Below are 20,669 nucleotides of genomic sequence, written 5' to 3'. Positions count from 1 at the left end.
TTAAATGAGGCTATGCAAGGAATAGACCATTTTCAATATAGATATACGTGTAAATTTATCTATATTTGGAGGTGGTTTTTTTGTTGCCATTAAATGACCTTATAAAAGAATTTAAGTTTGATATGGAGTGTAGAAAATTAAGTCCTAGAACTATTAGGACAAACATTAATATTGTGAAAGGATTTTGTAAGTATGTGAAAAATGAGTTTAATATAACTGAATTAGAACAAATTAGAAGTCCATCTATAAAAAAATATATTAATTATTTAGATAAGCAGGGCAGAACAGAAGTTTATATGAACTCAATTTTAAAATGCATAAGGGGATTTTATAGGTATTGCATTCAGGAGGAATATATTTCTTCTGAAAATAATCCTGTGCGAAAAGTTAAGTGGGTAAAAGAAGCAAAAAAATTAATTGAAACTTTTACAGATAGTGAAGCAAAGAAAATGTTGAAACAATGGGATTACAAATCTTTTTATAATGCAAGAAATAAAGCAATCGTGGCTATTTTATTTGAAACAGGTATCAGAAATCTTGAGTTGTGTTCTTTAAATATGTCAGATATAAGAGAACAAATAATTTTAATTCATGGCAAAGGCAATAAAGAAAGATATGTTCCTATTTCACCTGCATTGAAAAGAATTTTTATCAAGTATGCAAGAGTAAGGGAAGGTTATATAAAGAATAAATTTATTACAACAGATGCTTATTTTATAAGTTTTAGGGGAAATAGATTGACGATTGAAACTATAGAAAGAGTTGTAAGACAAACAGGAAAGACGGCAAAGGTAAGAGATACAATAAGATGTTCTCCACACACAATAAGACATTATTATGCACAATTCATGCTTAGGCATGATGAAGATATTTATGCAGTAAGTAGGTTATTGGGACATGAAAATGTAAATATAACTAAAATTTACTTACAAAGTTTAAAAGATAAAGAAATTGTGAAAATGAGTATGGATACAAGTCCACTGATGAAATTGAGGGGATAATACAGAGAGATATAAGCGATAAGCATATAAGTAATCCATGGTCACGCACTAAAGTGTCTTAGAATGGCTATATAAAAGAAATAACCACCTGCAAGAAGGTGGCTACAACTTAATATTTACGATAGACCTACAAAACTGAATATCAAATAATATTCATTGCAAAAACCTATCAATAAAATATAAACTCAATACTTTTATTATATTTCAAAAAATAGGAATTTGCAAGGTTTATTTCCTATACCATAAAATAATATGGATAAAAATGGTATAGGTTAGTTGTGTATGCACTAGAACAACTATAAATAATTCTAGGGGTGACATGAAGCCGCCAGCGAGTAAAATTCATGGGGATATATATTATACTGCTATTTGTATATATACCCCTTAGAAGGGTTCAGATGACCGTCTAATAAATTATCTGGGGTGGTACACTCAATCGTAAGATGGATCTATGATAGTTCTTAATGGGTGAGTAGTTAAGATATCCTATCATGGAACAATGGCAGTATGACAAGAAACTTCAACTCATTATACAGAGTTTGTCAATAGTTTGCTCAGAAATCCTAGGGCAAACTATACCCAATTGCTTAACTATTGCCAGAGTTTATCAGAATTAGATCAAAAGTCAAGTAATAATTAAAAATTTAGGAGTGATTGAGATTGAGATATAAAAATAAAATGAAAGATAATATATTAAGAGTAGTTAATATTAAGAGAAAGGAAAGAAAGTGTATGTGTGTAAATTGTTGTTATTATCATAATGAAGGATTGGAGTATTGCAGTATGAATAGGAAAGTATCTCATAAAGAACATATGTGTAAGAGATATAATAAGAGAGTATATAAATATAATGGTCTTATATAAAATAATCACAATTTATAATTTATACAGCCGTTTTAAGACATCCTAAAATAGAAGGTATGTGGATTATACCTATAGCAAAAATAAAACGCTTAGAATTGAAATTTACTAAAATTGAGATGCTAGGAACGTTGCTATTAAAGGATTCTTAAAATAGAAAAAATAGATGTATAGGTATAAAATTTTCTATTGAATTTATATATTTGAAACTTAAAAGTTAACAATATATGAATAAAATATGTACAAAAATTGTAAAATGAGGTAAAATATTTTCAAGGGGGAATTAAGATGATTTGTAAAAAATGTGGTCATGAAAATCCAGATGATAATGTATTTTGTAGTTATTGTGGAAAGAAAATTAAAAAAGAAGTAAAAAATAGTAGTATTAAAAAGCAAAAAACTAAAAAGAAGATAGGTATTGTAATAGGAACAATTGTAGTTATTATATTAGTATTTATAGGCGGATATTATTTTGCTAGTAAAAATAATGATAAAAGTGTATCTAATAATAAATCGGTAGTTGATAAATTAGTTACTCAACAGAAACCAAAAGAAGATAATAAAATTAATGGATTTGATTTAGGAGTTTTAACAAAAGATCAATTTCATAAAGCTATGAGTCTAGGACAAAAATATAAAGATAAATCGATATATACTAGTGGTATTAACATGGTAATAAAATCTTCTGATGAATTTCAAAATAGCTATGTGGGTGGTATTACTATATGGACACCATATACTACAGTAGTGAGTACAAGTGCTGATTTAGCTAAAAACTATAATGATATAAGTGATAAATCTGTTACAAATGAACTTAAAAAGAAAAGTTCAAATTTAAATTTAGTATTTTGTTCTGCAACTGTTGGTGGAGATGAAATGGATTTTGCAAAAAATGATAATATTGTAATTATAGTAACTAATAATGATGGAACTCAAAAAACATTACATCCAACTAGTATGTCAACTGATATGAGCAATGAATCTGTAACTGATTTTTTCCCAGATAAACCAGTATATAAAAATACTATTGGCGGAAAATTTGATATATCAGGTTTAAAAGATATAAAGAGTATAGATGTAAAAATTATTCAACCCGATATGCCTGAAGTTGATCAACATTTTGATTATGATACGGCTAACCAATTATAGGGAGGTCATAAGCTGAAAAAGGTAAAGGTTAGAGATAAATAAATCATAGAAAGATTAATTATTGGGTAATCGTTGAATTTACTGGTAATTAAATCTATAATGGATATATATTATATAATTTGAGGAGGAAATAAGTATGGGGAAAGCACCTAAAAAATGTCCAATGTGCGGTGAAGTTAAAAGTTGGAAGAAAGTTGATACGGAGAATAAAGGATTCAGTGTTGGTAAAGCAGCAGTAGGAGGAATATTACTTGGGCCAATAGGATTAGTTGGTGGAGCATTAGGTAAGAAAAAAAGTGCTTATTATTGTGGCAAATGTGGATTTTCACATGAATATAAAGGATAAATATAATTAATAAAACTAAAATTAAATAACATTAATAAAATAAATAATTAGTTTTTTTATACTCTAATAAATGTGATCGTTATATAAATGGCTTATTTGTAGGGGTATAAGCTAAGTAAGAGTTATATAAAATAAATAAAAGTTTATATAGTGTATAATAGAATAATAGAAATATTATAGGATTAGAAATTTAACTTATAATAATAAATAATAGTATATTTCTTCTTTTAGCATCGCTATATGCTTAAGTATGAGTATATAGATGGTCTGATCAGCAGTAAGATAAAACTCTAAAAGAGATTTATCTAATATATATTAAAATAAATAAAATTAATAAAAATTCATTGACAAGAGTTCAAATAATTAATAAAATTTAGTTATAAGGATTTAAAATCTAGTGTTTCAAAGCAAGACAATAGCATGACTGTTGATATAACTGGATTATTAAAGATAATCTAAAATTTTTATATCTACTAAATGATGCAATATCAAGGTTTTATTATGGTTTTACCGTATATTTATTTTATTAATAAAAAGGAAAATTGCATATATGACTGAATTATATTAATTATATTTAATTTAGTGAATGGCTCAACCATGCGGATCGTATGTAAATCATATTAAAATATTTATAAAAAAATAAATAAAATTAATAAAAACCATTGACAATGGTCAATAAAATTAATAAAATAAGAATGTAAGTAAGTTAGGCGTAGTGTAATTACTAATGATGTGTTTTATGTTTAAATAAAATTAATAAATCTTATTATTGAACCTTAACATGAGATGTATTTAAAATGTTAAGGGTAGGTATTATAACATAAATTATATAAAATGTATAATATAGATTAGGCAGAAAATAAAAGAATATAATAGGAAAATATAGGAGCAGCAGAAAAACTTTAATATAATGGATTTTTCTGGTGTCTATTTGTCGTGCAAAGAAAAGAAATAAATGATACAATGTTTTTGTTGCAGGAGGGGAATAATGAAAAACAGACAAACCTTTTATAGTCCATCTGTCGGATCTGGAATATATTCTATTAAATCCTCTATCTTACAATTAAAAAAGCGACACAATATATTTAAATGTTCCCTGGGAATTGTTTTGAATTTGTCTGTGCAATAAGCTGAAATAGTGGGTAATCTTATGCCAGTTAGTTCACTTAATTGTTTTTGAGTTAATCTTTTTTCTGCTAATTTAATATGTAATTTCATTCTTATCATAATATCATCACCACTTAATATATTACTATTTATTTGAATTGTGGTCAATATAGATATCATAAAAAATATATTTATTTACGAGTATAGTGTTGACACGTTACGAATATCGTAGTATTATAGAAATATACCAAGAGGGAGGAAAATAAAAATGAAATTAGGATATATTGCTAAAGCAAGAGATTTAAATAAGAAGCTAGAATTTTTAAGAGAATTATTTGGAGATATAACTTTAGGGGAGCTGATAAGAAAAATACATGCTTAATCTATATAATTTTAGGCAACACAAAAAAACTTTGCTATATTATGAAAAACAAAGTAATTTAAAGTTAATTAATCAAAAAACAACTTTAATAAGAAAATATAGACAAATTACTATGTTACAGTAGCAAAATAAAAAGAGTATATTTAAAGGTGTTTCTGTTGCGGGAAATACACATTGAAAAATTGTTCCTTGATAATTAAATAGCATTACTACTACTATATTATATGTATTTTATTTAAATCAGTTACCTGAAAATAAACACAGGTATGACCCATATTTGTTTTATTATTTATATTGTAAGGTTTATTTATCGCTTTGTCAATATTTTTATTAACTTTTGTAAATAAAGACATTGATAACTTAAAAATAATGTTTGACAATGTATTACAAGGGTGATATTATATAAGCATAAAGCAATACAATGTATTACAAATGGGAGATAAACAAATGATAGGATTTGAGTATATATGTAATTTGTACAATGTTAAATATATAAATATAGCAAGAGAATTAGGTATCAGCAGGCAGACAGTAAACGCATGGACATCAGGCAGAAGGCCAGTTGCTAAAAAGTATATTCCTATTTTGTCTAAGAGGTTTGATGATATGCCAGAAGAATATTTTCAAAAAGAAATTAATGATTTAGATAAGCTTTATATTCAACAAAAAAAATTAAATAATGAATTAGATTCTAATATGCTTAAAGAAGATATTAAAATAAAAGATATTAAAGGAAGAGATAGAGTCACGCTTAAAAAAATATCTCTTATAAGTGTAAAAATTAAAAGTATTGAGATTATTGAAGAAATAAAAAGAATATTACAATTTGATAACATAAATGATAGAGTATATATGAATCAAGTACATATGTACTTAAAATTAGTAATTGCAATTATCCAAACAAATAATTTTCACGAAATATGGATTGCAGATGCAATTTCAATGTTGATTTTATACTATTATGAACCAGATAAATATAAAGAAAATATTGATGTACCTAATTATCCAGAGAGTTATAAAAAATCACTTGACAATTTTAATAAAACGATTCTAAAAAGTATTGAAAATTTCTCTAAAACTAAAAAATTTTAATAAGTTAAGGTACGGCTAAATACCTTAACTTAAATAAAATATTATGTAGTTATTAATGTAGATGATAAGTTTCGCACACTTAACTTCTACTAATATAAATTAAATATCAAATAAATTATAACACATAATGATTAATTTTTTAATCATTAAATTTTAAAAAACTATAAATAAAAAATGGAGGAATTTAGAATGAAAAAAGTAAGTGTAAGTGGATATGCAGTATGCGAGGTAATACAGGAAGTAGAAGTAGAGGACAATGCAACCGCACAGAAAATAAGGGAAAAGGCAGAAGAAGAATTTGAGGGACTAGGAGAATATGGGGATGATAGTGTAAGTGTCTCTGGTAATGCAAAAATACATTCAATAAGTGATGGAGAAGTAAATTTTAAAGAGAGTTATAACGAGCTTGTACCAGCACCAACAATAATGGATGATACTCAGGATAATATTAGAACCAAATATAAGAGTATAGAGGAAGCACAAGAATATCTGCTTATAGATAACTATAAAGAGCAGTACCCAGGACGACAATATCAAACATCATCTGAAACTGCAACATTAAGACAAGCCATTAAATGGAATAGAGATTATATATTAAATTTAGTACATACTGTGATAAATGAATATAAGAACTATGAATCAGGTTGGTATTGCAAAATATGTATAGATAATGAAAGCCACAACATATATAGAACATCATTTATGAAGAGTGGTAGCGATATAAAAGTTACTTATAAAAAAGCTACAGAAATTATGACACTATATACAGAACAATTAAAAAATATTACAGATGATAAGATTGAAAGGCAGATTGATCGAATATTAGATACATTAGAAAAATAATTTTTGTTGGAGTATTCTTCTAGTACTTCAGCAAAGAGTACTCCTTTAATATTTAAATAATTGGGGGATGAAGACAGATGGAAAAATTAACAAATGTAAAAGAAAAACTGAAAGGATTAAACTATAAGGTATATTCTTTACATATGATAGAGCCAAAATTTGAAGATTTAACTGAAGGATCTCTAGTATGTAAGGAACATGGCATTGAGTTTATATACTTAAATAAAGACAAGATAATTACTGTATTAAAGCTCAAATATGACGATATTACTAATATAGAAATAGATAACATTTTGGTAAATATTTTTATGAGTGGAGGCAAAGTATATCATTTGAATCAACTGAGGCAAAATTTAGATGAGATATTAGCAGATTTTAATAATGAATATTTAACTATTGAAGATGAACAGGCTATACACATATTAAAGGATTATAGAATATTAAAGAATAATAATATTTTAAAAATAACAGGTGTTGAGATGGATGAAAATAATATGTCAAAATCAATCCAATATAAAGTAAATTTAGATGATGTAAATAATATAATGGAGGATTACTGGGGGCAGGAAGATGGATTTAGAGAAGTATTTATAACTGCTAATGGTAAAAATATGGCTATTTGGTGTAATTAATTACAAAAACATAGAAAACACAAATAAAGCTATATAAAACGCCAAACAAAATACCTATTTGCCTATAATAGCCAAAAAATAAAACATATAACTAAATATGAAATTTGAACAATAATCAAAAACTTGGTACGATATAAGGTGTCACTTGAAAGTAATTCAGACAAATAACTCTTCAAGTTATATCGATCTTTGACAATAAAATAAAAATTCTTAAACAATAAATTTAGTATAACACACATAAAAATATTATTCAATAGCTTTTTTAAGATACTTTAAATTGCAAGGTATAATTTGTACTCTTAAAATATTTAAATGTCTTAATAGTGGAGATTCACAAAAATACAGCAATATCAGAATTTTAAAATAATTGGAGGAATTAAAATGGAAAAAACAAGTGCAAAAGAAGAAATAGTAAATAATGTTGTTGTAATAGATCAAGGTAATTGGAATACAAAATGGATTAATAATAAAGGAATTAAAGGGGTTTTTAGCAGTAGAGTTAGCAGCGAATATCAATCTTATGAGGAAGGATTCCAGCGAATTGAGTATAATGAACAAACGATATTCTTTGAAGTGGGACAGATCCAAAAAGAATTTAATAAGATAGAAAAATGGTGCCTAATACCTCAGATCCTATATACATTATGTAAAGCAAATCCAGGACAAGAGATCATGGAATCTAATATTACTTTATTACTGCCTGCAATCCAAATGCAAAATAAAACAAGATTAATAGGTAAATTAAAAAATAAAGAATTTAATTTTAAATATAATGGAAAAGAAATTCTTGCTTCTATACATAATGTGATGATACTGCCAGAGGGCTATGTTTCATATTTTTCACTGAATAGTGAAGATAAGAAAGGTTCTGTAGCACTAGTAGATATAGGTTCCAGGACAGTAAACTTAGTAGTATTGCACAATGGCAAAATTGAAAAACTTAATACCATAACACTAGGAAGTTATAACTTTTTTCAAAAAATAAAAAATATTGAAAATGCTAAGGGAGAAAATTTTGTAGAAGAAGATATAAAACGCCTGATTGATGAGGGTATAATTAAAGTTTACCAAAAACAATATGCAGAGTTCCTTAATAATATATTGGATGCTATTAAACCATTAGTTAATCTAGCAACTTATAAGGTAATCTTTACAGGCGGTACAAGCTTAATGCTGCAAGAGTATATTAATAAGTTAACTTTGCCAAATTTTAAAATCCATGAGGATGCTTTAAATTCTAATATAATAGGGGCAATGGAAGCTAGTAAAATAATATTGAAAGATGTTGTTGCATAATGGCAATAAGCAATAGCAGTAAAAGATTCCAATTAACATTTAATAGAAATAAAGAGAAAGAAAGGATAGTTCTAGATTATCTTTCACAATCATTTAATGAAACTCAGGAGATAAAAAGAATATTATTTCAATACATTGTGAATCAAAATTCTACAAAGGAAATAGAAGAAACTAGAAGCAAGAAGAAGGTAAGCAAAGGCAATAAAAGTGATAAAAAGTTACTCACTATTACTAAAAATGTTGTAAAAACAGTCAAGGGCAGTAATAATGATACAGAAGTAATGGAGAGTAATAAAAGTAAATCAAATACAGTAAAAAACAATAATGATAATAATTTTGCACTAAATTTAAGTAATTTTAATGATAAACCAGTAAAAGTAAAATCTGATAATAAGGATGAAGAATTAGAACAAATTAAACAAAATGAGCTGGATGAATTAAACAAATTTATATAAGGGTAAAGGTGAGAGATATGATAGTAACTAAAAAAACGATCGAAAATACAGATTTATTAAAAAAAGAATTAGATATTATAAAAGAGTTTAGTAACGAAGATTTTAGCAAAATAGATGTAATCTTTAACTATAAAATAGTCGGAAGGAAAAAAATAGAATTTTGTATATTAGGGACAAAAGATATTTTAGTTGCAGATTTAACAGCAAAAGTAGTACAAAAGTTACGTGATTTTAAGTGGGGTACAGCACAAAAATTTAGTAAAACATTAGTTAGAAAATGGGATAAGTTATATTACTTTGAAGATGGAAAATTTAAAATCTGAAAGGTAGGGTATTACCCTACCTTACCAAATTAAATTAAAAATATCAAATTTGGGGGAAATTGAATGGATAAAAGAATAAGTGAAATTATCAAAATTGATGATATTAGACAATGGAATAATAATACTGTAACAATCACAGCAGGAACTGGTACAGGAAAAAGTTATTTTATAAAAAATATTCTATATGCCTTTGCAAAGAAAAATAATAAGAAAATACTAATGCTAATACATAGAACAAATTGTGTAAATCAGTTTCAAAATGAAATTAATAAAGATAAAAAAATAGATGTAATAGATATACATACATATCAAAAATTAGAATTTAAAGAAATACATAAATATAAAAATTTATTAGATCAATATCAATATATAGTCTGCGATGAATTCCATTATTTCCTATCAGATGCTGCCTTTAATAAAACAACAGATATATCTCTAAATTTAATATTATCTCAAAATGTCACAAAAATATTTATGTCTGCCACTGGAGATTACATCAAACAATATTTAAATAGAAAGAAAAAAATAAAAACAATAGATTATAGTTTACCTATAAAATATAAATTTGAAAATTTAGTATTTTTTAACTATGATACGACTTTAGTAGAATTAGCCAAAGATGCAATAAAAACAAGTGAAAAAATAATATTTTTTATACAATCTGCCCAAAAAGCATATGGCTTATATTTACAATTTGAAAAATATAGTTTATTTAATTGTAGCAGAAACAATAAACAATATTTTAAAAAAGTAGATCAGGAAAAAGTAATGGATATGCTAGTAAAAGAAAAGTTTGAAGAAAATATCCTAATAACAACCACTTGTATGGATGCTGGAATAAATTTAATTGATACTGATATAAAACATATAGTTTGTGATGTAAAAGATGTAGGAAGCTTAATTCAATGTATTGGAAGGAAGAGAATAAAAAGTTTAGATGATTATGTAAATATATATATTAAAACAATAACAAATAAACAACTTGGTGGAATAGAAACTCAACTCAATAAAAAAATTGAAATGGCAGATTATTTAAAAGAGAATGGTATCAAAAACTATATATTAAAATATCCTAGACAAAATGATTACTCTAATATAATATATGATGATCCTGTAGAAGAAAATAATAAATGTACTAAAAAAATAAATGAGATGATGTATTTCAAATGCAAAATAGATTTATTGAATATTAATAAAATGAAACAACTTGGTAATTTCGGATATTGTAAGTATTTAGCAAATATATTTGGATTTTATAATAACAGTCAAAAATACAACTATATAATATTAGAAGAACAAAAAGAAAAGGATATATTAATAAATTATTTAGAAAATATAAAAGGTACAAAATTGTTTTCAGATGAACGAAAAGAATTGAAGAAGATATTTAATAAAGCAGGCCTTAAAGCTAGAACAATGGGAAGACATACATTAAATGGGTGGTTAAAAGATTTAGGACTGCCTTATACGATTAATCATGATATAGACAAGAGAAGAAAATTAAATAATGGAAATAAGAATCTTAATAGAGGTAAAAGATATTGGATAGTTGGTAAATTAATATATAAAGAAGAATAATTTTTGGGGTCAAAAACACCCACAAGCTCTATATAGAGGTTATTGCATAAAACGACCCCAAAAATAAAAAGAGTTCTAGTTCAAAGGGAGAGAGTCGGTAATCCTAAAGGATTACCTGCCTTAAGAATCCGACTACAGGTCGTATTCTTAGTATATATAATTTATTGTAAATGGAATTTATAAGACAGGTTGACAATACATATAAGAGGGAGACTATAAGTCCCTTAGAATAATATTCTCTATAATTTGATAAGCGTAAGAATACGCTCTAAGAAGTTTTCAGTGAATCGGGGAAATTCCACTTATACATTTATTAAAAAAAGTATATTGGATTTGACACGTAGTGGCAAAGACAGGAGGTTAATGTTGCGGTTCTTTGCAACTTAATCGACCATAGGTTCATAGAACTATTATATATATATTTATTGATGGGAACGAAAATATCCCGATCATAAATCTGTTGATGGCTTTAAAATTATTTAAATCCCCAACGTTGGGGATTCAACATTACGTTTAAAACGTATCGGTTACATTAATAATATATCTTATAAGGTTATCCTATATAGGTATATGGTTATCTGGTCATATAGTACAACCTCAAATGGCTTGAAATAAGGGTTTAAAATTTCTAACTAAAGCAAAGCATTTAAAATGCAATAGATTTAATATCTGTAGGTGCAGGCCAGATAAATTATATTTGTACAATTTAGCACATAAAATAAAAAAGAGGGATTGATTTATAATGGAAAATAATAATATATACATAATGTCTGTTGAAGGTTCTGAAATTTGGGAACATTTAAATAGAAAGAATGAATTAAATACTTCTTATTGTGGTATGATTCCATATTCACTGGAATTAAGACACTTACATAATCAAAAAGGTTTTAAGACATTTAGCAGTAAAAGATATAATAAAATTATGACTAATGATATTATAAATGTTAAATTTAAGCAAAAAGTAAAATCTGGTAATGAAGTAATATCAATCATAAATAAAAAATTAAAAACTATATCTCCTGATACTCAAAAAAATAAAGAATATATACAAAAATTAAAGCTTTATATAAATGAAATATCTGAAGAAATTGCATTAGATAAATGGAAAGAAATAAAAAATGATAAATTAAGAAGCTTATTATATAAAGAAGGATTTATATTAACATTCCATTATATAGATGAAAATAGTAAGAAAAAAACTGAAAAAGTTGATTTTGTTGTATATAAAAGATCTTCATCTAAGTCACGTACTGGACAAGTATTATTTATTAAAAAATCTTTAAGAGATACTATGATAAATTGGGCAAGAATGGGAATGAGATTGGAAGGAAGAAATGATATAGATTTTCCAGGACTTTTAAGTTATGAATCATTGGTTAGCAGTCATATTGAAGATATTATAAAAATTAATACTAAAAATATATTAATTATTGATGATGTAAAGAGCGTGTTTCCGATAGACTGTAATGTTGTTAAGAAAAAAGAAAAAGGAAATCAAGAATTATTTAGTCAAAAGAAAAATATAAAGATGAAAAATGATTTGTTTGACGGTGAAGGGATCTTAGATAGCAGTTACTTTAAAACTGGTAAAGGTATGATGTTACTTAGAAATCATATGTTTAAAAGCTGTGTATTTAATTGCAATTTACAATCTTTTCTGAAGAATAATTGTCCTGAAAACATAAATTATAATGATTGGCAATTAAAAAATATGTTTGATGAAGCTATATATGCTAAAGACGTACATATGATTATTACTCCTAACTCTTTAAAAGCATTAAAATTTTATGTTGTAAAAGACAATAACAAAAAGAAAATGTGGTTGCATTGGAAAAGAAAAATAGAGAAAGAAAATTGTATTTTTGGAATTTGTAAAAGTGAGCAAAAAAGTACAAAAGGTAAAAATGATAAAGGTAATATTATAAATCAGATGAGCTACCAGATGCTAAATTCTATTCCTATTAATCTTGATGGTATGGCAAAATTAAGTGAGTTTGAACTTTATTATATAGATAAGTTAAAAAATGATATTGAAACATATATACAATATTTGAAGAATACAGCTAATACAATAAATTCAAATAACATGTTAGTTGATTTATATAATAGAAATATTAAAATAGTTAATACCAAGGTATTTAAAGACAAAAGGAAAAAAGATATACATAAATATATTACTCATGTAAAGAAAGGTAAGATTAGATTAGAAGCAGACTATTGTACTATAGCTGGAAATCTGGTGGAATATATGTACCATGCTATAGGAATCTTACCAGTAGATAAAAATAATATATTATTACATAAATGGGATAGTGAACAGCAATTTAAAACAAATGAAGTATATACTACATTACATCCATTTGATAAAGAATATGTTGCTTTTAGAAATCCACATACATCTCCTTCTAATGTATTGATTTTACATAATAAAGATAATGAATTTATTAAAGAGTATTTCAATTTAACACCTAATATTATTGCTATAAATGCAATTGAATTTCCGATACAAAGGATATTGTCAGGCATGGATTATGACAGTGATGTATTACTTTTAGTCAGAAATGCTACTTTGCTAGAGAATGCTAAGAAATGTTATAATAATCAAAATTATAAGGTATGTGAAAATGGGGTGGATTTAATAGATGATACTAAGAATAAGAAAGTATCTTCCAATATTGATACCGAAAAAAATAAAAACAGATATACAGTATGCTCAGAAGATATGGCTCGAATAGATAATATATTAGCAACAAGTCAAAAAAATATTGGAACTGTGGTTAATTTAGGACAATTGTATATGAGTACATATTGGGATTTAATAAATAAAAATAGTAAGGATAAAAATAAATTAAATGAATTATTGCAGGGAGTAGATATATGTACAGTATTATCCGAAATTTGTATTGATAGTGCCAAAAGAATGTACGATGTAGATATAGAGTTACAAATAAAAAATCTTGCTAATACTAATATATTATATGATAAAAAACCAGAATTTTTTAAATATATTAATCAAAGTAAGAAGATAAAAAATAAAATTAAAAAATACGATACAAGTATGGATTATCTTCAATCAATATTGGATGTTAAAGATGCAGATTCAATTCCTACAATTGAATTAGATACATTATTGGTTGATCTTGATATTAAAAAAGCAAAAAAGAGACAAATAGAAAATATTGTAAGTTGTATTATGGAAATTACAAATAAACAAAAATCTATTGAAGCAAAATATAAAAAATATAATGAGTTATCAAAATCGCAAGAATTAGAAAAATATAATAAATTAGATGATAATAAATCTAAGGGAATGAGTAAAATAAAGAGATATAAAATTAAATCAGAAACTGTATATGCTATCATTTATAAAGTGTTTCATAAAGAAAAATATTTTACTCCTATTGAATGCAAATACAAATTAGATTTATTAAATTCATTATATCAAGCAGATAAAGATATATTTTTAAATGTATTTAAGACAAAAAATAATATTTTGGAAAAAAACATTCATTTTGGAAATTTGTTAGACAACTAGTTTTAAAGTTTCATAAAAAATACTTAACAAGTGAGTTGAAATTTGGTTCCTATATGGTAGAGAGGTATGATGGGAAGGTATACCAAGAATCCCGAAAGAACAGCTATATGCCTAGTATTTATACCTCTCCATAATATTTATATATTTTCATCTAAAAAACTATATAATAATACAAATATACTATAACATATTTAAATTACAATAGTCAATAGAAAATTATATAAAAATAGTTAAAATGAATTATCTGAAGAAATAGATAATTGATTCTAGCTATTTTTTAGCTAGAATGATTCTGGTATGCTAAATTATTTATCGGTAATTTTTGCTAGTTTTGATGTAGGTTCAGATCCTGCCCCTTTGCCATTAAGAAAAAACTAGACGCACATAGGGGAAAATGCTATGTAGGTACTTAATTAATTTATTAAGTATCTTAATTTTGGAGATATAGAGAGTACACTTTGTATTCTCTTTTTTTATAGCACAAAACAAACTAATACCTAAGTTGTAAAGCTAGTGTCAACCGTTGGTATTGCTATACTGGTATATACTTAAATTAAAAAAATTAAGCACAGACTATTTAATAAGGAGAGGAGAAAATTGAATGATGATGGAGCAAGACAAGTAATAAGAGAAAAAGTATTACAAATGAAAGATAAAAAAGGAATATCTTTCGCCTTTATTGCAAGAGCAGCAGGAATTAAAAGATATGATGTGGCTCATTTTGCAAGGGATGGAAGAGAAATTAGAGAAGACAAATTTAATAAATTAAAAAATTTTATACTTAAATATTAAAAAGGGAGAGATTATTTTATGGAATTAAAAAGAGATACAAGAAAAGAAGCAAAGGACAAAAAAATAGAAAATATGACTTATGAAGAGTTAGATGAATATTGTAATAAAAAAAAATATACACAGCATGTACAGGATTGTTATATAGAAATTATTCAAACAAAAAATGATTTGATTGATATTTTGTTTGATGTTTGTAACAAACAAAATACATACTTAAAAGACGTTGCAGAAATAAGAAATATAGCTTATGATTTTGATATTTCATCATATGAAATTGAAAGAATACATAAAAAATTACAAAAATTATCTAAAGAAATAATATAGGGGGTAAGTTAAATGAAGTTATCAGATTTTACAAAAGATAGGGAATTAGAGTTTTATATGGATAAAGAAGGTAAGGAAGCTACTAGGATAATTGAACCACTTACAAAAGGTAGAATAAAATTCCACAGCATTAATAAGGGATTATTAGATAAGCTTAATTCTGTAGATATTAAAAAAGAAAAACAATATGATGAGCTAGTTTATAGGCTCATAGATATTTTAACCAATGTCAAAAAGGATATTGAATTAGAACAATTTAAAAGTATGTTAGCGTATCCACCAAATAATGCTTTTATAAAATTCATTACAGAAATTAATAGAGAATTTATTGATCTTATGAATAGATTCACTGAATTTAAAGAAAGCATTGACAAGGTAAATAAAGAGTTAGATAAAAATATCGCCAAATTGCCTGAAGATATAAAACAAAAAGTAGTAGAAATACAGATGAGTGATGAAGAGTTATTGTCCAAGTTGAAGAAAGAATATGATATTGCCGAAACTCAAGAAATAAAGGAAGAAATATTAGATAAAATTGTAGAGACTAAAGCTAGAATAAAAAATAAATAATTTGAGAGGAAGATTATATGGATATCAAAGATTTAAATTTAAGTGAAGAACAAACAAAAGGAGTAAATAAATATATAACTGAGCAAATTACTAAGACCAAGGAAGGTTACAAGGATTATTTGCCTAAAGATGATGTAAATAAATTAATTGAAGCTGAAACAAGTAAAATTAAAAATACATATGGTGAAAAATTAAATGTAGCAGAGGAAGAATTGAAAAAATATAAACCTAAGGATAAATCAGAAGCTGAAATTGAATTGGAAAAAAGATTGAAGATACTTGAGGATAAGGAAAAAGAAGTTGCTAAAAAAGAAAAGGTAATGAATGTATCTAGTAAATTGAAAGAGCAGGGCTTACCTGAACAATTAGCAAAGTATTTATCAGGAATTGAAGATGATAAATTGTCTGATGAAATTGGAAATTTAAAGGAGATATTTACTAATAGCAAAATAGATAATAGTTTTAAACCAGGTTCTCACAAATCTAAATTAGTTTCTATTACAAAAGAACAATTTAAGAAAATGGGAATTATGGAAAGAATGGATCTATATGATACTAACAAAGAATTATATGATAAATTAAGTAAATAAAAAGTTATCTACATAAATTTTGTAGGTGGCTTTTTTATTATATTAAAAATTAAAAATAAGAAAGGATCTGATTATTAATGAGTTTAATAATACCAGAGGTATACAGTAAATTAACAAGAGAGAAATTTGAAGGGAAAGTAAGGGTAGCACTTTTAGCTGCTCCACTAGGAGATTTAAAAAATACTACTGTAGGGGAAACAATACATTTTCCAAAATTTAAAACCATAGGAGACGCTAATGAAGTTACAAAAGGAACACAATCACCAATACAAACTTTAGACCAGGATGATTCTACTGCAACAATATTAATGAAGGACTCTATAATAAGGGTTTTTGATATTGATGATATGACAGCATTAGGAAATCAAATTGAGGAAGCTTCTTCTCAGCAAGCTATAGTGTTTGCAAGATCACTGGATAAAGATTTGATAGAGGAAGCATCTAAAACGCCTCTTAAAACTGCTACAGCAGATGGGAAAGCAATTACTGCCAATGAATTAAATGAAGCATTGACTTTATTTGGAGATGAATCTGATGTAGATGAGATGGCAGGAATAGTTATAAATAGTATGCTAGATAGTTCTTTTTATAGTATGCCTGAATTTGTAGATGTAAGTAAAACTTATAATCAACAAAGCAATGGAATAGTTAGGAATGGTATGATAGGTTATTTTAGAGGGATACCAGTATTTCATAGTAATCATAGCACCTATGATTCTATTACAGGTGAATGTAGATCTTTTATTATAAAGAAAAATGCACTTGCATATATGGAGAAAAGAGCTATAGATATAAAAGAAGAAAGAGAAGAGAAATTACATGCCAGTGATATAGTTGGTACATATATTTATGCTGTAAAACAGATAGATGAATCTGGGGTAATTATGTTAAAGAAAACAATAGTATAATACATATTTAAAATGGTGGGAATAGTATTTTCCCATCTTTTTTATGTAAAAGGAGTTATATATGAATAAACAAATATATACAAAATTTGAGGTAGATAAAATAAAAGATGAATTAGAAAAATTGCAAATAAAATTAAATATAAAAGAAGATATAATACAAGCTTTACTGCTTGAAATAAAAGATTTAAGTAAGAAAAATTGATGAAAGGAAGTGAGATTAGGTGTTAAGTCCAGATAAATTAAAATTTCTAAGATTGATACATGATGTTACACAAAAAGAAATTGGAGAGGAAATGGGAACATCTAAAAATTATATTTCAATGATTGAGAATGGTAAACATGGTTATTCTAAGGCACAGCATGATAAATATGTAAATGCAGTATACAAAGTATCAGCTAAAAATAAAAGCAAGGAAAAGGAAGTTGAAAATGAAGAAAATAAAAAAGAAGCTGACTAAAGAAGAAGTGTTTGAGTTAAAAATTGAAAAGTGGAAAAAGGAAAGCAAGGAAAGATTAAAAGATGCAGGGCATAAGAAGCATACTGCTCATGAGGAAATAATGGACAAAATAATTAAAAACACTAAGAAAAATGAGAGGAACAATGATAATGAATATATTGGATAATCCTAAATTATTTAAAAAGGAATAAATAATAAAAAGAGATTAGAGGAGAAAATATGAGAGATTTTAGAGATAACAGAAAATATAATTACAGGAGGTGGAAGTGTTGCAGAGGTAAAAATCTAGCACAAGAGGAAGGGGGATAAATGTTTGTATTAACATAATATATTCGAATTATAAATAATACATAGTAATTGTTACTTTACGATCAAAACACGAATTATTTGAACAAAGAAATAATAAAACGATTACCAAATTGGATTAATACAGTAGGACAATATTGTCTGTGTCTAAGCAACGATATAGATTCGTTAATGAGTTGCTATTATCTTACATTACATAAAAAATGGGATATAAAATATTTCTATTCTTTTTATGGATTATACAAAAATCAGGGGATAGAAGTTATTCCGAACACTTGTATTGCAGTGGATGCAGATTTATATTCAGGGAAGTGTTTTGGAAATCATTTGACGAATAATATTAACAAAGATGCCATTAATATAAATAGTTTATGTAATATTGGTAGACATAACTATTATAATAAATTTGCAGGATCAACTTTAATAACAATATTGAGCATACTAAATGTGGATATTAACATATTTACAGAAGAACAAAAAGAAGTAATATTGTGTATAGATACAATGTTTAAATCTTACTATTTTAATAAAAAACAGGCAACGTATTATATAGATACTATATTAGGATATAAAGAATTAATGGATATATTAGAAAAACATGATGCGGATTATTTTTATAAAATAATAGATAAATATAACCTATATGCAAGTATAAACATGGTTGATGGATATTTACAAACAGATATAAAACTAGATGAATTAAATAAATTATTTGGATTCAATTTAGAACTCCCTAGTAAGGAGTTTTTATTATGCAAAAAATTTATAAAAAAGACAGGTGTGCCAGTAGAAAATAACATATTCTCGTTGGCGTGGACTTATAAAAATAGTGCTATATATTCAGTATTATCATAAAATTTAAATTTATAGAAGGAGAGATTTATATATATGGATAAAAGATTAGAAGAACAATTAGAAGAAATATATAAATGCGAAGGTAAATTAGAAGAGAATAGGAATAATCATATATTTGACACAGTTGAAAGAGATCAATTATTAGCAAGGTTAGAATTGGCAGCACATGAAATTTACCTTATACATAAACAAAATAAATAATACATAGAAAACAAAAATGACTCACTAAAAATAGTGAATTCTTTTATATATAGGAGGAATTATATGGATTATAAAGAAATAACAGCGACATATAATATCAATAAATTTTCTTTAGCGATGGCTATGAATTTTTTAGGGTATCATTTCAAAAAAATACCTGAAGGAGATAGAAAAATATTTGTATTTGAAAGGACACCAGAATTTATGGATTGTCTGCATGAGTTATTAAATCTCAAGAAATATTATGGAAAAATTTATTAAGCAGGAAAATTACATACCAAAACATTTTAAATGTTCAACTAAAGAAATAATGATTTTATTACTATGCTTTGTTTGTAATTTCCTTTAAGAATTTTACCTATAGATTTAATGTCTATAGGTAAAGGTGCCTAAAAATTGAAGATCAGTTCACATTTATAATCCCCCGAGGTGGGGATTATTATAATGGTGCATATAATTAAAAATTAAATTAAAGAGGAGAAATTTATAATATGGAAAATGTAGAAAAGATATATTCATATACAAGAAAATCAGAAAATTATGATAACAAGGATATAGATTTAATTGGATTGAATAAAAGATTTGATAAATTATTTAGTATCATAAAAGAAAACAATACAATGATTAATAATAAATTTGATAAATTAGATAAGAAAATGGATGGTATGGATAAAAAAATAGATAAATTGGGGGAATTTATTAATGGCAAGAATAAGAAAAAATAAGATTGATTTAGATACTACACTTATAAATGTGAGTGTTATATTGAAAGGATTTAGACAGAAATTAGATATATATACTACTGCTACCGAATCAACGGAATTTGTGGACTGGCTTAATAATAATCCTGAAATTTATAGTTATAAAGTACAAGATAAAGAAAAGTTTACAAATAAATACTTCATATTTAATGATTATAAGAAAAAGAAAACAATTTGTATTAATAGAGATGATATAAAAGAATTTGAAGTGCCTTTTATATCTGATATAAGCGATACTGATGTTGAATTTAAAATATTATATGTCCAATAACCATGGCGAATTAAACGTATCGGTGCAAGAGAT

26 protein-coding genes are annotated in these 20,669 nt (G+C 25.6%); 25 read left to right on the top strand and 1 reads right to left on the bottom strand.

What is annotated here, in order from left to right:
- Window positions 1-80: 80 nt before the first annotated feature.
- The 4 genes from KM800_RS02935 (at window position 81) to KM800_RS02920 (ending at window position 3,357) form a co-directional block, all read left to right on the top strand.
- On the top strand, window positions 81-1,001 hold the full coding sequence (locus KM800_RS02935; protein WP_217811723.1) for a tyrosine-type recombinase/integrase: 921 nt from the start codon (window positions 81-83) through the stop codon (window positions 999-1,001).
- 660 nt (window positions 1,002-1,661) lie between these two features.
- Window positions 1,662-1,865, top strand: a complete 204-nt coding sequence (locus KM800_RS02930) for a hypothetical protein (RefSeq protein WP_136711043.1) — start codon at window positions 1,662-1,664, stop codon at window positions 1,863-1,865.
- A gap of 285 nt (window positions 1,866-2,150) precedes the next feature.
- Window positions 2,151-3,011: a zinc ribbon domain-containing protein gene (locus KM800_RS02925; RefSeq protein WP_217811722.1), complete on the top strand. Its 861-nt coding sequence runs from the start codon at window positions 2,151-2,153 to the stop codon at window positions 3,009-3,011.
- Window positions 3,012-3,147: 136 nt separating this feature from the next.
- The gene (locus KM800_RS02920; RefSeq protein ID WP_217811721.1) at window positions 3,148-3,357 is read left to right on the top strand and encodes a hypothetical protein; all 210 of its coding nucleotides are present in this window, start codon (window positions 3,148-3,150) and stop codon (window positions 3,355-3,357) included.
- Window positions 3,358-4,365: 1,008 nt separating this feature from the next.
- Here KM800_RS02920 and KM800_RS02915 read toward each other — a convergent pair.
- Window positions 4,366-4,584, bottom strand: coding sequence for a helix-turn-helix domain-containing protein (locus KM800_RS02915; RefSeq protein WP_217811720.1), 219 nt, complete (start codon window positions 4,582-4,584; stop codon window positions 4,366-4,368).
- Between the two features lie 709 nt (window positions 4,585-5,293).
- Between KM800_RS02915 and KM800_RS02910 the strand changes: the two genes are divergently transcribed.
- The 21 genes from KM800_RS02910 to KM800_RS02810 all read left to right on the top strand — a co-directional run bounded on the left by KM800_RS02910 (window position 5,294) and on the right by KM800_RS02810 (window position 20,636).
- Entirely contained in the window at window positions 5,294-5,938 is a 645-nt protein-coding gene (locus KM800_RS02910; RefSeq protein WP_217811719.1) for a helix-turn-helix domain-containing protein, read from the top strand.
- A 189-nt stretch (window positions 5,939-6,127) separates the two neighbouring features.
- Window positions 6,128-6,781, top strand: a complete 654-nt coding sequence (locus KM800_RS02905; protein WP_217811718.1) for a hypothetical protein — start codon at window positions 6,128-6,130, stop codon at window positions 6,779-6,781.
- Between the two features lie 77 nt (window positions 6,782-6,858).
- Window positions 6,859-7,413, top strand: a complete 555-nt coding sequence (locus KM800_RS02900; protein ID WP_136710887.1) for a hypothetical protein — start codon at window positions 6,859-6,861, stop codon at window positions 7,411-7,413.
- Window positions 7,414-7,794: 381 nt separating this feature from the next.
- On the top strand, window positions 7,795-8,709 hold the full coding sequence (locus KM800_RS02895) for a ParM/StbA family protein (protein ID WP_217811717.1): 915 nt from the start codon (window positions 7,795-7,797) through the stop codon (window positions 8,707-8,709).
- The gene (locus KM800_RS02890; RefSeq protein WP_136710888.1) at window positions 8,709-9,164 is read left to right on the top strand and encodes a hypothetical protein; all 456 of its coding nucleotides are present in this window, start codon (window positions 8,709-8,711) and stop codon (window positions 9,162-9,164) included. Before KM800_RS02895 ends, KM800_RS02890 begins: the two co-directional genes overlap by 1 nt.
- Window positions 9,165-9,181: 17 nt before the next feature.
- The gene (locus KM800_RS02885) at window positions 9,182-9,487 is read left to right on the top strand and encodes a hypothetical protein (protein ID WP_136710889.1); all 306 of its coding nucleotides are present in this window, start codon (window positions 9,182-9,184) and stop codon (window positions 9,485-9,487) included.
- 63 nt (window positions 9,488-9,550) lie between these two features.
- Complete coding sequence (locus KM800_RS02880) at window positions 9,551-11,065, top strand: DEAD/DEAH box helicase family protein (protein ID WP_217811716.1); 1,515 nt, start codon at window positions 9,551-9,553, stop codon at window positions 11,063-11,065.
- A gap of 742 nt (window positions 11,066-11,807) precedes the next feature.
- Window positions 11,808-14,600 (top strand): hypothetical protein, encoded by a 2,793-nt coding sequence (locus tag KM800_RS02875; protein ID WP_217811715.1) that lies wholly within the window; start codon window positions 11,808-11,810, stop codon window positions 14,598-14,600.
- A 597-nt stretch (window positions 14,601-15,197) separates the two neighbouring features.
- Complete coding sequence (locus tag KM800_RS02870) at window positions 15,198-15,392, top strand: hypothetical protein (protein ID WP_136710892.1); 195 nt, start codon at window positions 15,198-15,200, stop codon at window positions 15,390-15,392.
- A gap of 18 nt (window positions 15,393-15,410) precedes the next feature.
- Window positions 15,411-15,716 carry a hypothetical protein gene (locus KM800_RS02865; RefSeq protein WP_217811714.1) on the top strand — a complete coding sequence of 102 codons (306 nt, stop codon included), beginning with the start codon at window positions 15,411-15,413 and terminating at the stop codon, window positions 15,714-15,716.
- 12 nt (window positions 15,717-15,728) lie between these two features.
- Complete coding sequence (locus tag KM800_RS02860; protein WP_136710894.1) at window positions 15,729-16,286, top strand: hypothetical protein; 558 nt, start codon at window positions 15,729-15,731, stop codon at window positions 16,284-16,286.
- A 17-nt stretch (window positions 16,287-16,303) separates the two neighbouring features.
- Window positions 16,304-16,876 (top strand): capsid assembly scaffolding protein Gp46 family protein, encoded by a 573-nt coding sequence (locus KM800_RS02855; RefSeq protein ID WP_217811713.1) that lies wholly within the window; start codon window positions 16,304-16,306, stop codon window positions 16,874-16,876.
- 77 nt (window positions 16,877-16,953) lie between these two features.
- Window positions 16,954-17,784: a hypothetical protein gene (locus KM800_RS02850; protein ID WP_217811712.1), complete on the top strand. Its 831-nt coding sequence runs from the start codon at window positions 16,954-16,956 to the stop codon at window positions 17,782-17,784.
- A gap of 61 nt (window positions 17,785-17,845) precedes the next feature.
- Window positions 17,846-17,986, top strand: a complete 141-nt coding sequence (locus tag KM800_RS02845) for a hypothetical protein (RefSeq protein WP_208936555.1) — start codon at window positions 17,846-17,848, stop codon at window positions 17,984-17,986.
- Window positions 17,987-18,005: 19 nt separating this feature from the next.
- Window positions 18,006-18,242: a helix-turn-helix domain-containing protein gene (locus KM800_RS02840; RefSeq protein WP_136710897.1), complete on the top strand. Its 237-nt coding sequence runs from the start codon at window positions 18,006-18,008 to the stop codon at window positions 18,240-18,242.
- Window positions 18,214-18,408 (top strand): hypothetical protein, encoded by a 195-nt coding sequence (locus tag KM800_RS02835; protein ID WP_136710898.1) that lies wholly within the window; start codon window positions 18,214-18,216, stop codon window positions 18,406-18,408. The genes KM800_RS02840 and KM800_RS02835 overlap by 29 nt, the downstream gene beginning before the upstream one ends.
- A gap of 221 nt (window positions 18,409-18,629) precedes the next feature.
- Window positions 18,630-19,403, top strand: a complete 774-nt coding sequence (locus KM800_RS02830; RefSeq protein WP_217811711.1) for a hypothetical protein — start codon at window positions 18,630-18,632, stop codon at window positions 19,401-19,403.
- Window positions 19,404-19,436: 33 nt separating this feature from the next.
- Window positions 19,437-19,604 (top strand): hypothetical protein, encoded by a 168-nt coding sequence (locus tag KM800_RS02825; RefSeq protein ID WP_217811710.1) that lies wholly within the window; start codon window positions 19,437-19,439, stop codon window positions 19,602-19,604.
- A 63-nt stretch (window positions 19,605-19,667) separates the two neighbouring features.
- Window positions 19,668-19,865 (top strand): hypothetical protein, encoded by a 198-nt coding sequence (locus KM800_RS02820; protein WP_136710900.1) that lies wholly within the window; start codon window positions 19,668-19,670, stop codon window positions 19,863-19,865.
- A 230-nt stretch (window positions 19,866-20,095) separates the two neighbouring features.
- The gene (locus KM800_RS02815; protein ID WP_136710901.1) at window positions 20,096-20,329 is read left to right on the top strand and encodes a hypothetical protein; all 234 of its coding nucleotides are present in this window, start codon (window positions 20,096-20,098) and stop codon (window positions 20,327-20,329) included.
- Window positions 20,307-20,636, top strand: coding sequence for a hypothetical protein (locus KM800_RS02810; RefSeq protein WP_217811709.1), 330 nt, complete (start codon window positions 20,307-20,309; stop codon window positions 20,634-20,636). The genes KM800_RS02815 and KM800_RS02810 overlap by 23 nt, the downstream gene beginning before the upstream one ends.
- Window positions 20,637-20,669 lie beyond the last annotated feature (33 nt).

Origin of the sequence: Clostridium tyrobutyricum (assembly GCF_019144085.1) — a bacterium.
Lineage (GTDB): Bacteria > Bacillota > Clostridia > Clostridiales > Clostridiaceae > Clostridium_B > Clostridium_B tyrobutyricum_A.
This window is presented reverse-complemented; position numbering and strand designations above follow the sequence as displayed.

Bases quoted from the DNA above. Each gene is read 5' to 3' on its own strand.
- KM800_RS02925 (WP_217811722.1), top strand. From the start codon at position 2,151: ATGATTTGTAAAAAATGTGGTCATGAAAATCCAGATGATAATGTATTT.
- KM800_RS02920 (WP_217811721.1), top strand. From the start codon at position 3,148: ATGGGGAAAGCACCTAAAAAATGTCCAATGTGCGGTGAAGTTAAAAGT.
- KM800_RS02915 (WP_217811720.1), bottom strand. From the start codon at position 4,584: ATGATAAGAATGAAATTACATATTAAATTAGCAGAAAAAAGATTAACT.
- KM800_RS02910 (WP_217811719.1), top strand. From the start codon at position 5,294: ATGATAGGATTTGAGTATATATGTAATTTGTACAATGTTAAATATATA.
- KM800_RS02905 (WP_217811718.1), top strand. From the start codon at position 6,128: ATGAAAAAAGTAAGTGTAAGTGGATATGCAGTATGCGAGGTAATACAG.
- KM800_RS02900 (WP_136710887.1), top strand. From the start codon at position 6,859: ATGGAAAAATTAACAAATGTAAAAGAAAAACTGAAAGGATTAAACTAT.
- KM800_RS02895 (WP_217811717.1), top strand. From the start codon at position 7,795: ATGGAAAAAACAAGTGCAAAAGAAGAAATAGTAAATAATGTTGTTGTA.
- KM800_RS02890 (WP_136710888.1), top strand. From the start codon at position 8,709: ATGGCAATAAGCAATAGCAGTAAAAGATTCCAATTAACATTTAATAGA.
- KM800_RS02885 (WP_136710889.1), top strand. From the start codon at position 9,182: ATGATAGTAACTAAAAAAACGATCGAAAATACAGATTTATTAAAAAAA.
- KM800_RS02880 (WP_217811716.1), top strand. From the start codon at position 9,551: ATGGATAAAAGAATAAGTGAAATTATCAAAATTGATGATATTAGACAA.
- KM800_RS02875 (WP_217811715.1), top strand. From the start codon at position 11,808: ATGGAAAATAATAATATATACATAATGTCTGTTGAAGGTTCTGAAATT.
- KM800_RS02865 (WP_217811714.1), top strand. From the start codon at position 15,411: ATGGAATTAAAAAGAGATACAAGAAAAGAAGCAAAGGACAAAAAAATA.
- KM800_RS02860 (WP_136710894.1), top strand. From the start codon at position 15,729: ATGAAGTTATCAGATTTTACAAAAGATAGGGAATTAGAGTTTTATATG.
- KM800_RS02855 (WP_217811713.1), top strand. From the start codon at position 16,304: ATGGATATCAAAGATTTAAATTTAAGTGAAGAACAAACAAAAGGAGTA.
- KM800_RS02850 (WP_217811712.1), top strand. From the start codon at position 16,954: ATGAGTTTAATAATACCAGAGGTATACAGTAAATTAACAAGAGAGAAA.
- KM800_RS02845 (WP_208936555.1), top strand. From the start codon at position 17,846: ATGAATAAACAAATATATACAAAATTTGAGGTAGATAAAATAAAAGAT.
- KM800_RS02835 (WP_136710898.1), top strand. From the start codon at position 18,214: ATGAAGAAAATAAAAAAGAAGCTGACTAAAGAAGAAGTGTTTGAGTTA.
- KM800_RS02825 (WP_217811710.1), top strand. From the start codon at position 19,437: ATGGATAAAAGATTAGAAGAACAATTAGAAGAAATATATAAATGCGAA.
- KM800_RS02820 (WP_136710900.1), top strand. From the start codon at position 19,668: ATGGATTATAAAGAAATAACAGCGACATATAATATCAATAAATTTTCT.
- KM800_RS02815 (WP_136710901.1), top strand. From the start codon at position 20,096: ATGGAAAATGTAGAAAAGATATATTCATATACAAGAAAATCAGAAAAT.
- KM800_RS02810 (WP_217811709.1), top strand. From the start codon at position 20,307: ATGGCAAGAATAAGAAAAAATAAGATTGATTTAGATACTACACTTATA.